Source organism: Streptomyces sp. SID3343 (assembly GCF_009865215.1).
Taxonomy (GTDB): domain Bacteria; phylum Actinomycetota; class Actinomycetes; order Streptomycetales; family Streptomycetaceae; genus Embleya.
The window spans coordinates 24,768-38,428 of the sequence record NZ_WWJX01000987.1; the positions used below are offsets into that span (position 1 = coordinate 24,768).

The window sequence follows — 13,661 nt, forward strand, 5'->3', positions numbered from 1 at the left end:
TTTGGTAGCATGTTGCAACCGCGTGGCGCATGACGCATGGCGCATGACAGGTGACACGTGGCAGTCGGCAAACGGCAAACGGCAAACGGCAGTCGGCAAACGGCAAACGGCTCGATCGGTGAGGGAAGGTTCGGCATGGTGCAGCGCACCCGGTTCGACGACAACGAATGTCCCGTCGCCCGCTCGGTCGACGCGATCGGCGACTGGTGGTCGCTCCTGATCGTCCGCGACGCGTTCGACGGCAGTCGGCGGTTCGGCGAGTTCCAGCGCAGTCTGGGCGTCGCGAAGAACATCCTCGCGAGCCGGCTCCGGGCGCTGGTCGCGGGCGGTGTTCTGGAGGTCGTACCGGCTTCCGACGGCAGCGCCTACAACGAGTACGTGCCGACCGCCAAGGGCCGTGACCTGTTCCCCGTGATCGTCGCGCTACGGCAGTGGGGCGAAGCACACTTCTTCGACCCGGAGGAGCCGCACTCCGACCTCGTCGACCGGCGGCACGGCCGACCCCTGCGTCCCCTGGAGGTGCGCGCCGCCGACGGCCGCCGCGTCGGGCCGGAGGGCACGCAGGTGCACAAGGTCGGCGAGGCCGGGGGAGAGTGAGCCGGCGCGCGTCATCCGGGCGGGAGTGCGGCGAGTCCGAGCCGTGTCAACAGATGGAAGAACAAGTCCTCGACGAACGGGTCCCGGCGCAGGCCCAGCAGTTCGGCGATCGGTCCGGCGGGCACGGTATGGCCTGCCGCCGCCGCCCACCGCACCGCCGCCTGCGCGACGCGCGGCCGGTCCTGCTCCAGCCACGCGGCGGCCTGATCGCGATATCGCGCCCAGTCGCCGCGACCATGCGCCCTGACCAGCCGATCGCCGGCCAGTCGGGACGCCGCCGTGCCCGGGTCCAGCCAACCTTCCCAATAGTCGGCGCCGCTCAGTCCCTGGACGTGCGCCACGTCGCTCTCGAAGACCGAACACACCAGCACCGGCGACCCGGTCGCGGCCGCGAGTGCGGTCAGCCACGCGCGGTCGTACCCGCGCGGCGCGGCGAAGTGTCGTACGTGCACCGCACACCAACCGTGCGCATAGCGCCACTCGCTGTATACGGGGTGCGTCTCGCCCCCGACGTCGGGTGCCAGGTCGACCAACGACGTTTCCCCGCGTAAGACGACGATGTCTCCGTTGAAGCTCATGGGCCCCACCCCTTCGGTCCACCGTTCGCGATGTCCGCCGAGGTCCAACGTAGGTACGGCGTCCGACAATCGGCCGCGGCTCGACGCGCCGGTCGAAATCACGCGTGGGCGACGGGAGCGACGTTCACCAGGCTGCGATGCAGCCGGTACGGGACGCCGCCCAGCGGCGTGACGCCCGGCAAGTCCTCGATGGCCTGTGCCAGTTCGGCCGACACCGGTCCGGCCACGAAGGCCCGCCACGACTGCTCGTCCGCCCACTCGGCCCAGTTGAGCACGCGGTCGCCGCTCCGATCGTCGTGCACGTGGGCCGCGATCAGGCCGGGGATCGGTTGCGTGCGCAGCCGTGCGGCGATGGCGTTGGTCAATGCCCGCTGGGCTGCCGGGCTTTCGGTTCGGAAGGTGATCGCGACGACGAAACCGGGCCGCCGTGACGCGTCGCCCGTACCGACCGGCACCACGGTGTGCGGCGGCTGATACCGCGTCAGGCCCGGTCGTTCGATGCCGGGTATGACGGAGTCGACCCGGGAGACCGCCTCGGCGCGTCCGTTGCGGACCCACGTCAGGTGGTCCTCGTCGTTCGTCCACTGCGCGTAGTAGAGGATGTGGCCGCCGTCGAGGCTCAGAAAGGCGTTGAGCGAGAGCAGCGCGTCCGGCCGCTGCCGGGCCTCCCACTCGTCGAGCATCAGGTCGGCCGCGATCCGTTGCCGCTCGGCGGTGCCCACGACCCACGAACTGACCAGCACCGTGCCGGCGTCGGAACGGGTGGCGTCCGGGAAAACGGCAGGGCGTGCGGACATGGCGGCCTCCTCGCGATACACCGCCGACTACCCGGCGGCTGACGTCCCCTCAGCCTGGTAGCTCAAGTGCGGATGAGGTCAAGAGCCCGCCGCGCCCGCGCCCGTTCCGGCCCGCCCGCGACCCGTCACGACGGCGGGCGGCCCGCGTCGGCGCACGGCTGTCCGTGCGCCTGCTCCACGACGCTTGTCCCCTTGCCGTCGCGCGACTCCCACTCCCAGGTCTCGTCGAGCCGGAGCCGCCCGTCGGGCAGGAGCGAGACACGACTGACGCAGTGCCCGGAGGCGGTGCCGCCGGAGCGGTTGAGTTGAACGTAGCGAAAGTCCAACTCGTCCTCGTGGCGCGTGCCGACGAGCCGACCACGCACGATGTCGCCCCCGCTGTACTCGGCCCACACCGCGCCGTCGCGCTCGTGGTAGGCGAACCGCGTCGACGCGTCCACCTCGCCGTGCTCGGGGCGGTCGAGGGGGACGAAGGTCAGGCCGTCCACGGACCCCGGGCCCGCGCCCTCGCCGGCCGCTCGCGCGAGCACCGGCTCGGGGGATCGGCGGTGGGCCTCGCGAGCCAGGGCTTCGGGCCAGTGGGCGATGAAGGGGGCCATGGCCGGATCCGATGGCTTGATCGCCTCGACGAACGAGATCGCGACCAGGCTGCGCGTCTCGGGGTCGCCGTCACGGAGGGCCGCGTCCAGGAACGCGAGGCAGCGATGGACGAGTTCGCTCCGGCCGGTCCGCCAGGCCGTGAGGATCATCGGCGTGACGTCGAGTTCGACGAAGACGTATGCCAGGATGCCGTCCTGGTTGACGATGTGGGCCACCAGGTCCTCGCGCAACTCCGGTACGGCAGCGACGAGTTCGACGACAACGTGGGGAAATTCGAAGCGGTTCACGAGCTCCTCGGCCCTTCGGGTCGGCCATGTCCGCGCCGACGCTGCCTCCCGGGTGGTACCCCACCCCGGCGGTGCGGCGCCGATACCGGATCGGACAGTGCTTGCTCAGGCGTCCGGCATGGCCTTCCAACGCCACTTGCCGACGCGTCGGGCGTGCCCGGGGAGTTCGACCCGGCCCGTCGACCACAGCAGAGCGGACCACGGGTCGACGTCGGTCGGGGCGTCGGGGAACAGCCGCATCAGGCGGGCGCACGGGCCGGACGGCGGGGCGTAGGTCAGGTCCAGGCCCGCCGCGAGGTCGTACATGTGGACCATCACCTCGACCATGCCCATCGCGGCGAAGCCGTCCGGGTCGGAGTTGCCGTACGGGTGATACGCCCGCACCGAGTCCGGCCGGGTGGCCACGACCGTGCTCAGGATCGTGCCCCCGGCCCGGACCGCGTGCAGCATCCGGGTCGGCGAGGGGTCGCCCTCGGCATGGATGCCCACCGGCACGTAGTCGTCGAGCCGGCCCGACGCCACCTGTCCCGCGTACGTGTACAGGTCGCCGACGATGTGGACCAGGGTGTACCAACAGTCCCAGTCCAGTTCGCCCGCCGGGCGCGACCAGTCCCGGTCGCCCTCGGTGGCCTCGGTCAATACCTCGATGGAGTGCGCGATCGTCGCGTCGAGGTCGTATGCGGCTTGAGTACCCATTCGGGAATGGTCGCAGGGGAGGGTGGGCGAATGCACTCGGGTTGGCGAGGATGGGGGCGCGACCGACCGCCCGACCTCCCCGGGGACCATCATGACGAGCACCGCGAATCCGACCGTGACCATCGCCGCGATGCGGCCCGAGCACGCCGGGCAGGTGCTCGCGATCTACCGACTCGGCATCGAGACGGGCAACGCCACCTTCGAGTCGGCGGCCCCCGCGTGGCCGGAGTTCGACGCCGGCAGACTGCCCGACCACCGCTTCGTCGCGCGCGACGGCGACGGCGGCCCGGTGCTGGGGTGGATCGCGGCGTCCGCGAGCTCCACGCGCGCCGCGTACGCGGGCGTCGTGGAGACGTCCGTCTATGTTCGTCCCGACGTGCACGGCCGAGGTGTGGGCCGCGCCCTGCTCGCCGCCCAGATCGCCTCCACCGAGGCGGCCGGGATCTGGACCGTTCGGGCCGGCATCTTCCCCGAGAATGCCGCGAGCCTCGCCCTGCACGCCGCCGCCGGCTTCCGCACGATCGGCACCCAGGAACGGGTCGCCCGCCATCACGGCACGTGGCGCGACGTGGTCCTGCTCGAACGCCGCAGCGCGGTGGTGGGCTGAGCACGACTGCCGAGCGGCGGGTACGGCGTGGCGGAACACCGCTTGACGCCTCGATCGACGATCATTCGGCCGGTGGTGGCCCGTCACCGATCACCGCAGCACCGCGAACCCGACGAGCAGCAGCACCAGACTCAGACCGCCCCCCACCACCGTCAGCCACCTGCTCAGCGGCGTCATCGCGCTTTCGTAGCCGAACGTCGCACCGTGGCGCTCGGCGAGATGCCGGCGAGCCACCGTGCGCGGAAAGCTGAACCACACCCGCTCGCGGCTACCGCACACGTCGCAGTCGATGCGCCGAAGGTCGTCGGACCCTGCCTCGCGGACCTCGAAACGCCGGCCCGCGCGGTCGTACGCCCCGTGAATCCGATAGTCCACCGCGTCACCCCCGTGCGCCCGGCCGGCTGCCGACCGTGCCGACAGCTTGGCGCGCGGCGCATCGATCGTCTGTGGGGAAACCCCTTACAAGTCGGCGCGCACTCGGGCGGCGTGGATCCGACCGTGCGGATCCGACGGTGCGTCAGATCCCGGCCCCGGTAAGCCTTGACCTCTTCGACGGCCGGTGAATAATCGACATCGGTTGTAAAGACCAAGGATTTGAGAGTTCGGCTTGGGGTGGGCCGGTCCGACCCGCGGCGAACACATCTCGTGGGCGGACCGTCCTTCCCGGAACGAGGAGACGGTACATGCGCGCGATCCTGCACACCGCCACGGGCGCCGAGATACGGGACGACGTCACGGTTCGCGACCCCGAGGCCGGTGAGGTCCTGGTGCGGATCGTCGCGACCGGGGTCTGCCACAGCGATGTGAGCGTGCTCGAAGGCGTCATCGAGTGGCCCAGCCCCGCCGTACTCGGTCACGAGGGCGCCGGCATCGTCGAAAAGGTCGGCGCGGGCGTCGGCGCGGTCGCGCCCGGTGACCACGTGGTGATCACCACGATCGCCGCGTGCGGGATGTGCCGCTACTGCCAGACCGGGCACCCCAACCGCTGTCGGCAGACCCTGGGCAACCGCGGCACGCCGTTCTCGATCGGCGACGAGCCGGTGTGGAACTTTGCCGGCGCGTCCACCTTCGCCGAGCTCACGCTCGTGAAGGAGATCCAGTGCGTGTCCATCCCCAAGGACGTGCCGCTCACCTCCGCGTGCCTGGTGCCGTGCGGCGTGGTCACCGGAGCGGGGGCGGTACTCAACCGGGCCAACATCCTGCCCGGCCAGTCCGCGGCCGTGATCGGCCTGGGCGGCGTCGGCCTGTCGGCCGTACAGGCGCTGCGCCTCAAGGGCGCGGGCCGGGTGGTGGGCATCGACACGGTGCCCGGCAAGTTCGAGCTCGCGGGCAAGTTCGGCGCGACCGACTTCGTCAAATCCGGCAAGGGCGTCGACGTCGCCGACGAGATCCGCACGCTGTTCCCGTACAGCGAGGACACCAAGGTCGGCGTGTTCGGCGCGGGCGGGGTGGACTGGATCTTCGAGTGCACGGGCATCCCGGCGGTGCTCGAAAACGCGATGGAGGCCCTGGACTGGGGCGGCACCCTGGTCGCGGTGGGGCAGCCGTCGCAGACCGCGACCGCGAGCATCCGGATCGCCAACCTGCTCCAGTGCGACCGAGGCATCCTCGGCACCCGCGCCGGCGGGGTCCGGCCGCACGAGGACATCCGCGCGATCGTCGAGCTGTACCGGCAGGGCAAGTTCGACCTGGACGCGCTGGTGTCCAAGGTCTACCCGGCCGAGGGCTTCCACGACGTCCTCGACGACATGCACAACGGACGGATCGCGCGCGGCGTCATCGCCTTCTGAGCTCACCTTCGCAGGCAAACCGGGCCGGGCCGGGCCGAACCGGTCGGGCGGTCCGCACCGCTTCGGCGCGATCGGCCGATTGGCGAGGACCGTCCGGCCCGGACCGTCCGCCCCCGGACCGACCGACCGGAGAGGACCGCCCCACGCATGACGGACACCACCGAGACACCCGTGCCCGCGCACACCCCTGCCCCCGACAGCCCGCCGCCGCACGGCAACTGGGGGCGATGGGGCCCAGAGGACGAGCGCGGTGCGCTCAACCTGATCGAGCCCGCCGGGGTCAGATCCGCCGCACACGAGATCCGCACGGGGCGGTCCTACTCGCTCGCCCTGCCCATCGAACGTGGCAACGCGCCCGCCTTCGACTTCCGCGGCAGCCCCCAGCGGCTCACCCTGGTGAGCCAGACCGACGACATGTACGCCGGCTTCGAGGGCGGCGACGACGTCGGGTCCAACGAGGACGTGCTGATCATCCCGTCGCACAACCTCACGCACATGGACGCGCTGTGCCATGTGCAGGCCAAGGGACGCTTCTACAACGGCTTCCCGGCCGACTCGTTCCGCTCGCACACCGGGGCCGGGCGCTGCGGGATCGACAAGATTGGCGCGTTCGCGGCCCGCGCGGTCCTGCTCGACCTGCCGCGCCATTTCGACACGCCCCATCTGGAGGGCGGGTACAAGATCACCGCGGCCGACCTCACCGCGTGCGCCGAGCGCCAAGGCGTCGAGGTGCGGTCGGGTGACGTCCTGCTCGTACGCACCGCCTACCTCGACGAGTACCGCGCGACGGTCGCCGCGGGCCGCGAACCCTCCTTCGCGCAGCCCGGACTTTCGCTCGACGCCGTGGACTTCGTGCGATCGCACGACATCGCCGCGGTGGGCGCGGACAACAGCGCGATCGAATGCATCCCGTTCGACGACACGTTCCTGTCGGTACACATTGCGCTACTGGTCGAATCGGGTGTTCCGCTGCTCGAACACCTGTGGCTCACCGATCTCGCCGCCGGGATGGCCGAGGCCGGGACATATGCGTGCCTGTTGTGCGTGACACCGCTTCCGGTCACGGGCGCAACGGGCAGCCCCATCAATCCGGTTGCCATTGTCTGATCGTCTGACGGCTGACATAGTCCATGGGCAGGTCGTCTCGGTCTCGTTTCCTCCGTCGGGACCGAGGCGACCGCTTACCCGCACCGGTCGCGGTGGCCGTGGGCGCTCGGGTGCGGATACCTCGGGCGGGATACGACAGGCGGGGATACCTCGCCGATACCGCGACCATAAACGCGTCCGGCCGACGACACCGCTCGCCGCTGTTGACCCCCGCTATACCACGCGCGGAAACCGACCCGAATTGGGCGGGTTATCGCACAGTATTAAATTGACGGAGTCAAGGACTGCTATCATGTCGGGGTGAACTCCACCGAAAACGTCGAAGCGATCCAGCGGGCGCTGGAGGCCCTGCTTCGGCGGCACGCCAGCCGCCGGGTGTACGCGGGCCAGGCCGCCGCGGCAGGCGCGACCATCTCGCAGCCGGCCTACGTGCTGCTGCGCCGCATCGAGAAGCAAGGCCCGCTCCCCATGGGGGAGTTGGCACGCATGACCAACATGGACCCGGGCGCGACCGCGCGTCAGGTGGGCCAACTGGAGCGCGACGGCTACGTGCGTCGTTCGCCCAGTCCCGACGACGGGCGAGTCAGTCTCGTCTCGCTCACCCCGCGTGGTGATTCGGTGCGGCGTCGACTCAACGACGTCATGGACCGGCGGATGAGCGAGATGCTCGACCGCTGGAGCGACACCGACCGCGAGACGTTCGCCACGCTGCTCCAGCGTTTCGTCGAGGAGATGGCGGAGGGCGAGATTCCCTCGGCCGTCGAGGACACCGCCGTCTGACGATTCGTCATATTCCAAATACTCAGGTCCCCTTGCCGCCGGGCAAGGGGACCTGAGCATTTTACGGATGCGATCGGTCGGCATTGGGCGGGCGATTGTCGCGTTCGCCGCGCCCCGAAACGACATCCGCTATCGGACGCTCGCACCCGTTCCCGCGCCCGATCCGGAATCGCCGCTCGCCCGAACCGCCCACGGACGACGAATGAAACAGCGTCTCCGCCCTCACTCGGCACCGCTTTGTCTTCGGCACGCGTAGCGCCATGGTGTCCTCCTCGTATGTTTGCCTGTGCGACATCAAGACACCGGCGAACCCGAGAACGTGACACCCGGCGCGGACTCGGTGCACTTCAGCCGGCCGGATCGGCCGGGGTATCGGGCCGACTACTCCTCTGCGGGAGGAATCGGTGGCTCCCCCCACTGCGCCACCGGGCCCAATAGGCAGCCCATCCACTCAAGGTCCGCCAGCAAGGCGAACCACGCGTGGCCCGCCGGGGGTTGAACGACCGCCAATGTGCCGCCCTCTACCGCCCACATCTCCATGAGCGCCCCGTCCGGCCGCTGGGCGGTGTCGTCCGTCCCGACATACCGGACGCGCCGGTACAGGGTCGGCGGCGGTGGCTTCAAGACCACCAAGTCCCCTACCCGACAGGTGAATTCCGTCCCGGAGCGAAGACGTAGGTGCACCTGCCGGCCCTGCACGTCCATGAGGACACCCTCACGACCCGAGTAGTCGTCGCGACACCACGCGTGCCGGTAGTACTCGAAGAACACGCGACCCTTGTCGAGGTCGTCCCGCGTACTGCCGGACAGCCGAGGTCGGGCGGACTCGGGACGCTCAGCCGCCGCGCTGCCCGGCCCTGCTGCTCCGGTCTCCGAGGTCGCCCGGGTGGCTCCCGACGTGGCCCATTCCCGGACCAGAAGGCACAGTTGTTCGTTCTGGAAGCGGTCCACCATCGCCTCGGGCGCCGGCCGGTCGTGAATCCGGTCGAACTGATCTGGCATCGTAGGTACGTGTCCTTTCTGGTTGGGGCACGTAGGGGGCGAGACGCTGTCCAGGCATTCCCTCGCCCCCTACCTCCCGCCGCGGGATCGTTCGACCTCGGGAACGGGTCGCCGACACGGTTGCGCGGTAAGGGTGTTCACGTCATTCGGATCGCATGTGAGCGCCGACTGTCAGCGCGAAGCGCGGCCGGCCCGTGTATGCCGTCGTGGTCCACTCGGCGGCCGCGTCGTCGGCGGCCGGTCTCCATGCGTGGTCGATGTGGGGGAGATGGCGTGTCCTTCCGCCCTGCGAGCAGCGCTCACCCTCGGCAACGCGCGTAGGTAATCACTGAGAGTCGAGAACTCGTGACATCTCATACGCTGACATGCAAGATGACTTGCATCAAGCTTCTATCCGAGCTTCTATGAAGCGTTCGATGGGGTCAGGGGGATGTGATGCGTGATTCAGCGCAGGTGGGGGCTGAACTTCGGCGGCTTCGTCAAGAAGCGGGGATGCTGATGGAGCAAGTAGCGCGGCAGGCAGGGTGGGCCGAGAGCAAGATTTCCCGATTGGAAACGGGAGTTACACCGATCAAACCCGATCAGCTCGCCGTGATCGCCGACATTCTGCGCTTGACTCCGGTAACCCGTATGCGCCTTGAGCGTGCCCTGGGCGTGGACCGTGAACCCGATCGCTGGTGGGTGAAGTACGCGGACGTACTGAGTCGGGACTACGAAGAACTGATCCTCTTGGAATCGCAGGCTTCGGCCCTGGACGTTGTCTCAACCCTCGTTCCCGGACCAATGCAGGCCGCCGGGTACGCGCGGGCAACCATCATGAACTCGGCCTTCGTTCCCGACCCCGACGATGCCGAGATGTTGCTGAACGTCCGATTGCAGCGCGCTCAAATCATCACGGCCGGCACGGTGCAGCTCGCGGCAACCCTGTCCGAGGCCGTACTTTCCGCGACGTTCTGCGGCCGGGTAGCCTTGCAAGCGCAGTTGCAATACCTGCTTGATCTGTGCGAGTTGGAGAACGTGAGCCTGCGGATCGTCCCGGCAGATGCCGTGGCTCGGCCGATCCTGGGCGCGGTTACAGTGCTCGACCTGTTGACTACCGATGTCCCTGTCGCGCATGTCGAGTGGGACAGCGGATCGCAAATGATCAGGGATCAGCGGGTCGTGCGACGGCACCGACGAAACCTGGACTACCAGCGCTCGGGCGCCCTCACCGAGGGCGAGTCGGCGCATTTGATTCGAACAAGATTGGACGCGCTTTGAGCATCGACGCATACGCGTGGCGAAAGGCCAGCCGCTCCACGGCTAATGACTCGTGTGTGGAAGTGGCCCCGTTGCTCTCGTCCACGGGCGTCCGGGACACCAAGGACCGGCGCCGCGGACATGTGGAAGTCACTCCTGCCGCATGGGTCGAACTACTGCGCGCGCTCAAGGGCTAGCCTGGAAAACAAAGAAGTCCCCCGCCAGGCGGCGGGGGACTTCTTTGTGCGCCGGCACGGGCCGTGCCGATGCACGAACAGCATCCGCCTCCGCGACTTCGGATCGCTTCCACGCCCGAGTGCGAGAGGGCCTATAGGCGTCTGTCCCCTTCAGGTCGACAACCGCCGATGTCGCGTGTTGCCGTCGGCCGCCGAGGCCGTCCGCTTGTCGTCACAGGACGGGAGGTTCGGCGCGTACGAGGCCGTTCTGGTAGGCGATGACGACGAGTTGGGCTCGGTCGCGGGCGCCGAGTTTGGTCATGGCGCGTTGGATGTGGGTGCGTACGGTCAGGACGCTCAGGACGAGTTCCTGGGCGATGTGATCGTTGGATTTGCCGTGGGCCGCCAGGACGGTCACCTCTTGTTCGCGGGGGGTGAGGTCGGCGAGGCGTTCGGCCGGGGCGAGGGGCGGCCCGGAGGAGGGGGTGGTGAGGAAGCGGGTGATCAGGGCTTGGGTGGCCCCCGGTGACAGGAGGGCCTCGCCCGCGGCGACGGTGCGGATTCCGTCCAGCAGCGCGTCGGTGGTGACGTATTTGCCGAGGAAGCCGCTGGCCCCCACGCGCAGTGCCTGGGCGACGTATTCCTCGGTCTCGAACATGGTCAGGATCAGGACGCGGGTGCCGGCGAGTTCGGGGTCCTCGCAGATGGCGGCGGTGGCGGCGAGGCCGTCGGCGCCCGGCATGCGGATGTCCATGAGGACGACGTCGGGCCGGTGGACGCGGGCGAACTCCACCGCTTGCCGGCCGTCGGCGGCCTCGCCGACCACCTCCATGTCGTCGCAGGAGTCGATCAGGAGCCGGAAGGTGCCGCGCAGCAGGGCCTGGTCGTCGGCGAGCAGGACACGGATGGTCAACGGGTTTCCTCGTGTCGTTGTCCGGCGAGGTCGTTCGCCGGGGCGTCCGCCGGGGTGCGGGGCTGGAAGGGGAGGGCGGCCGCGACTTCGAAACCGCCTTCGGGTCGGGGGCCGGCGCGCAGGTCGCCGCCGATGGAGTGGGCGCGTTCGCGCATGCCCATCAGTCCGTATCCGCCGCCGGGCATCGGCGCCGCGGCCCCGCCGTTCGCCGTGCCGTCGTTGGTGACGGTCAGGAGCAGTCGCGAGCCGTCGTAGCGGAGCCGGACCCGGGCCGTGTGGTCGGGCGCGTGTTTGGTGGCGTTGGTCAAGGCTTCCTGGATGATCCGGTAGGCGGTCAGGTCCACTCCCGGGGACAGCGGCCGAACCTCTCCCTCGGTGCCGACGGTGACCGTCAGGCCGGCCGATTCGCAGGCCGCCACCAGCGTCGGGAGGCGGTCCAGACCCGGAGTGGGCTCCAACGGATCGGCGTCCGGGCCGGCGTTCTGGCGCAACACGCCCACGGTGGCCCGTAGTTCCAGGAGGGCGGAGGTGGTGGTGCCGACCAGGTCGGTGAGAATTTTGCGAGTCTGTTCGGGGTGGGTGTCGGCGAGGTGGGCGGCGGTGCCGGCCTGGGCGTGGGCGACGGCCATGTAGTGGGCCACGGCGTCGTGGAGTTCACGGGCGATGCGCATGCGTTCCTCGGCGACCCGTAGCCGGGCTTCCTCCTCGCGTGTGCGTTCGGCGTGCGTGGCGCGGGCCTGGACGGATTCGAGGTAGGCGCGCCGGAAGCGGCTCCTGCCGCCCAGGGACACCGGCAGCATCAGCCACAGGACCGTGCCCACGGTCCGCAGTACGAAGTCGTCGCCGATCGGCGCGCCTGCCAGCGACGTGGCCACCAGCACGGCCGCGGTCACCGAACCGTAGACGCCGGTGGTCCGCGAGTCGGTGAGTGCGGCAAGCCAGTACAGGGCGGCCATGACGGGAGCCAGCAGCAGGGGGCTGGGCAGGTAGCCCAGGCCGGTCAGCACGGCGGCCGCGGCGGCGGCGACCGAGAGGGCGGCGCGCGGGTGGCTGCGGGAGGCCAGGACGGCCGCGCTGGAGACGGCGAGGATCCAGGCGGGCCACAACGCGTGCGGGGGCGAGGACTCCGACGTGCCGATCTGGGCCCCGAAGAGCGTGCAGACGCACAACGCCACCGCCGTCACCGCGTCCGCGGCTCGGGCATGGCGCTCCGCGTACCGTTCGAGATTGCTGATCATCGTCTTCTCCGCGAGGGGGCGTGCCGTGGTCCATGGTCGCCGATGACGACGCGCACGGGCCCGCAGGACCGCCCGAGACACTTCGGCTCGGGCGGTCCTGCGGGCGGGGAAGTCGGGCGCGTCCTCGATCACACGCGCGCCTCGACCGGCCGGCCCGGATCGGGGTCGCGGCCGTCGGATCGCGCGTGGCCGAGCGCCGCGCCTTCCACGTCGACGCGCGGCAGGACGCGGCCCAGCCACCTCGGGAGCCACCAGGCCCGGTCGCCGAGCAGGGCCAGGACGGCGGGCACGATCGCCATGCGGACCACGAAGGCGTCGAAGAGTACTGCGGCGGCCAGGCTGAACCCGAGCATCTTGATCAGTCCGCCCTCCTCCCCGATGAACCCGGAGAAGACCGCGATCATGATCAGCGCGGCGGCCGTCACCACCCGGGCGCTGTGCCGGAATCCGGAGACGACCGCCTGCCCGGCACTCTCCCCGTGCGTGTACGCCTCCCGCATCCGCGAGACCAGGAAGACCTCGTAGTCCATGGCCAGTCCGAAGACGATGCCCATCATGAAGATCGGCATCAGGCTCATGATCGGCCCGGTCTGCTCCACCCCGAACAGGTCGGCGGCGTGCCCCTGTTGGAAGACCAGCACCAGCACGCCCAGCGCGGCCAACACCGAGAGGACGAAACCCAGAGCCGCCGTGACCGGCACCAGCACGGACCGGAAGACCACGAGCAGCAGCAACACCGCCAAGCCGCCCACCACCGCCAGATACGGCACCAGCGCGGACTGTACCTTCGCGGCGACGTCGATGTTCAGCGCGGTCGTGCCGGTGACCTCGAACGTCGCCGACGCCTTCTCCTCCACAGCCGCACGGTCGTGGCGGATCTTCTCCACCAGGGTCTTGGTCTTCTCGTCCGTGGGGCTGGTGGACGGTGTGGCCCGGAAGACCGCCGTGTCGCCGGCCTCGTTGAAGCGGGCCTGCGAGACCGACACGATGCCGTGCGTGGCGCCGATCCGGTCGCTGACGGCACGCACCGCGGTGCGTGAGTCGGCCGCACCCCTGGCGTCCACGACGATGGTCAACGGGCCGTTGAACCCGGGGCCGAAGCCCTCGGCGAGCGCGTCGTAGGCCCGCCGCTCGGTGGTGGCGGTGGACTTGGCCTCGTCGCCCGGCATGCCCAACTGCAGCGACGCCATCGGTACGGCGAGTACGGCGAGGCCCACCACGCCCAGTACCAGCACCGCCACCGGACGGCGCAGC

16 protein-coding genes are annotated in these 13,661 nt (G+C 69.8%); 7 read left to right on the forward strand and 9 right to left on the reverse strand.

The features are described 5' to 3' along the window. The first annotated feature begins 135 nt into the window (after nucleotides 1-135). A complete protein-coding gene (locus tag GT354_RS30750; protein ID WP_161359643.1) occupies nucleotides 136-597 on the forward strand; it encodes a helix-turn-helix domain-containing protein in 462 nt (153 codons plus the stop codon). 11 nt (nucleotides 598-608) lie between these two features. Here GT354_RS30750 and GT354_RS30755 read toward each other — a convergent pair whose 3' ends face one another. The 4 genes from GT354_RS30755 to GT354_RS30770 form a co-directional block, all read right to left on the reverse strand. Continuing rightward, a complete protein-coding gene (locus GT354_RS30755; RefSeq protein ID WP_161359644.1) occupies nucleotides 609-1,175 on the reverse strand; it encodes a hypothetical protein in 567 nt (188 codons plus the stop codon). A 98-nt stretch (nucleotides 1,176-1,273) separates the two neighbouring features. After that, complete coding sequence (locus GT354_RS30760) at nucleotides 1,274-1,972, reverse strand: antibiotic biosynthesis monooxygenase (protein WP_161359645.1); 699 nt, start codon at nucleotides 1,970-1,972, stop codon at nucleotides 1,274-1,276. Nucleotides 1,973-2,097: 125 nt separating this feature from the next. After that, nucleotides 2,098-2,460, reverse strand: coding sequence for a hypothetical protein (locus GT354_RS30765; RefSeq protein WP_161359661.1), 363 nt, complete (start codon nucleotides 2,458-2,460; stop codon nucleotides 2,098-2,100). 504 nt (nucleotides 2,461-2,964) lie between these two features. Next, nucleotides 2,965-3,555 (reverse strand): hypothetical protein, encoded by a 591-nt coding sequence (locus tag GT354_RS30770; protein ID WP_161359646.1) that lies wholly within the window; start codon nucleotides 3,553-3,555, stop codon nucleotides 2,965-2,967. A gap of 91 nt (nucleotides 3,556-3,646) precedes the next feature. Here GT354_RS30770 and GT354_RS30775 point away from each other — a divergent pair, with 91 nt between their 5' ends. Next, a complete protein-coding gene (locus GT354_RS30775) occupies nucleotides 3,647-4,162 on the forward strand; it encodes a GNAT family N-acetyltransferase (RefSeq protein ID WP_161359647.1) in 516 nt (171 codons plus the stop codon). 90 nt (nucleotides 4,163-4,252) lie between these two features. On the opposite strand, the gene GT354_RS30780 is transcribed toward GT354_RS30775, so the two are convergent. Then, nucleotides 4,253-4,537 (reverse strand): hypothetical protein, encoded by a 285-nt coding sequence (locus tag GT354_RS30780; protein WP_161359648.1) that lies wholly within the window; start codon nucleotides 4,535-4,537, stop codon nucleotides 4,253-4,255. Between the two features lie 308 nt (nucleotides 4,538-4,845). Here GT354_RS30780 and GT354_RS30785 point away from each other — a divergent pair, with 308 nt between their 5' ends. The 3 genes from GT354_RS30785 (at nucleotide 4,846) to GT354_RS30795 (ending at nucleotide 7,839) form a co-directional block, all read left to right on the forward strand. Then, nucleotides 4,846-5,952, forward strand: a complete 1,107-nt coding sequence (locus GT354_RS30785; protein ID WP_161359649.1) for an alcohol dehydrogenase catalytic domain-containing protein — start codon at nucleotides 4,846-4,848, stop codon at nucleotides 5,950-5,952. Nucleotides 5,953-6,099: 147 nt separating this feature from the next. Continuing rightward, entirely contained in the window at nucleotides 6,100-7,059 is a 960-nt protein-coding gene (locus GT354_RS30790; RefSeq protein ID WP_161359650.1) for a cyclase family protein, read from the forward strand. 300 nt (nucleotides 7,060-7,359) lie between these two features. Beyond that, nucleotides 7,360-7,839, forward strand: a complete 480-nt coding sequence (locus GT354_RS30795; RefSeq protein ID WP_161359651.1) for a MarR family transcriptional regulator — start codon at nucleotides 7,360-7,362, stop codon at nucleotides 7,837-7,839. 381 nt (nucleotides 7,840-8,220) lie between these two features. Here the strand turns inward: GT354_RS30795 and GT354_RS30800 are convergent, their stop codons facing one another. Then, on the reverse strand, nucleotides 8,221-8,841 hold the full coding sequence (locus GT354_RS30800) for a hypothetical protein (RefSeq protein ID WP_237535626.1): 621 nt from the start codon (nucleotides 8,839-8,841) through the stop codon (nucleotides 8,221-8,223). A 435-nt stretch (nucleotides 8,842-9,276) separates the two neighbouring features. On the opposite strand from GT354_RS30800, the gene GT354_RS30805 reads away from it, so the two are divergent. Both GT354_RS30805 and GT354_RS55955 read left to right on the forward strand, forming a co-directional pair. Continuing rightward, nucleotides 9,277-10,101: a helix-turn-helix transcriptional regulator gene (locus tag GT354_RS30805; RefSeq protein ID WP_272923913.1), complete on the forward strand. Its 825-nt coding sequence runs from the start codon at nucleotides 9,277-9,279 to the stop codon at nucleotides 10,099-10,101. Continuing rightward, on the forward strand, nucleotides 10,098-10,277 hold the full coding sequence (locus tag GT354_RS55955) for a DUF397 domain-containing protein (protein ID WP_161359653.1): 180 nt from the start codon (nucleotides 10,098-10,100) through the stop codon (nucleotides 10,275-10,277). Before GT354_RS30805 ends, GT354_RS55955 begins: the two co-directional genes overlap by 4 nt. A gap of 211 nt (nucleotides 10,278-10,488) precedes the next feature. Here GT354_RS55955 and GT354_RS30815 read toward each other — a convergent pair whose 3' ends face one another. From GT354_RS30815 to GT354_RS30825, 3 genes are all read right to left on the reverse strand, one after another. Further along, on the reverse strand, nucleotides 10,489-11,169 hold the full coding sequence (locus tag GT354_RS30815) for a response regulator transcription factor (RefSeq protein WP_161359654.1): 681 nt from the start codon (nucleotides 11,167-11,169) through the stop codon (nucleotides 10,489-10,491). After that, nucleotides 11,166-12,407: a sensor histidine kinase gene (locus tag GT354_RS30820; protein WP_161359655.1), complete on the reverse strand. Its 1,242-nt coding sequence runs from the start codon at nucleotides 12,405-12,407 to the stop codon at nucleotides 11,166-11,168. The genes GT354_RS30815 and GT354_RS30820 overlap by 4 nt, the downstream gene beginning before the upstream one ends. Before the next feature lie 128 nt (nucleotides 12,408-12,535). Then, the coding region (locus GT354_RS30825) for an MMPL family transporter (RefSeq protein WP_161359656.1) at nucleotides 12,536-13,661 on the reverse strand (1,126 nt) is incomplete at its 5' end.

Coding starts and splice junctions, on each gene's coding strand:
- GT354_RS30805 (WP_272923913.1), top strand. CDS start 9,277: ATGCGTGATTCAGCGCAGGTGGGGGCTGAACTTCGGCGGCTTCGTCAA.
- GT354_RS30750 (WP_161359643.1), top strand. CDS start 136: ATGGTGCAGCGCACCCGGTTCGACGACAACGAATGTCCCGTCGCCCGC.
- GT354_RS30755 (WP_161359644.1), bottom strand. CDS start 1,175: ATGAGCTTCAACGGAGACATCGTCGTCTTACGCGGGGAAACGTCGTTG.
- GT354_RS30785 (WP_161359649.1), top strand. CDS start 4,846: ATGCGCGCGATCCTGCACACCGCCACGGGCGCCGAGATACGGGACGAC.
- GT354_RS30820 (WP_161359655.1), bottom strand. CDS start 12,407: ATGATCAGCAATCTCGAACGGTACGCGGAGCGCCATGCCCGAGCCGCG.
- GT354_RS30790 (WP_161359650.1), top strand. CDS start 6,100: ATGACGGACACCACCGAGACACCCGTGCCCGCGCACACCCCTGCCCCC.
- GT354_RS30800 (WP_237535626.1), bottom strand. CDS start 8,841: ATGCCAGATCAGTTCGACCGGATTCACGACCGGCCGGCGCCCGAGGCG.
- GT354_RS30775 (WP_161359647.1), top strand. CDS start 3,647: ATGACGAGCACCGCGAATCCGACCGTGACCATCGCCGCGATGCGGCCC.
- GT354_RS30760 (WP_161359645.1), bottom strand. CDS start 1,972: ATGTCCGCACGCCCTGCCGTTTTCCCGGACGCCACCCGTTCCGACGCC.
- GT354_RS30770 (WP_161359646.1), bottom strand. CDS start 3,555: ATGGGTACTCAAGCCGCATACGACCTCGACGCGACGATCGCGCACTCC.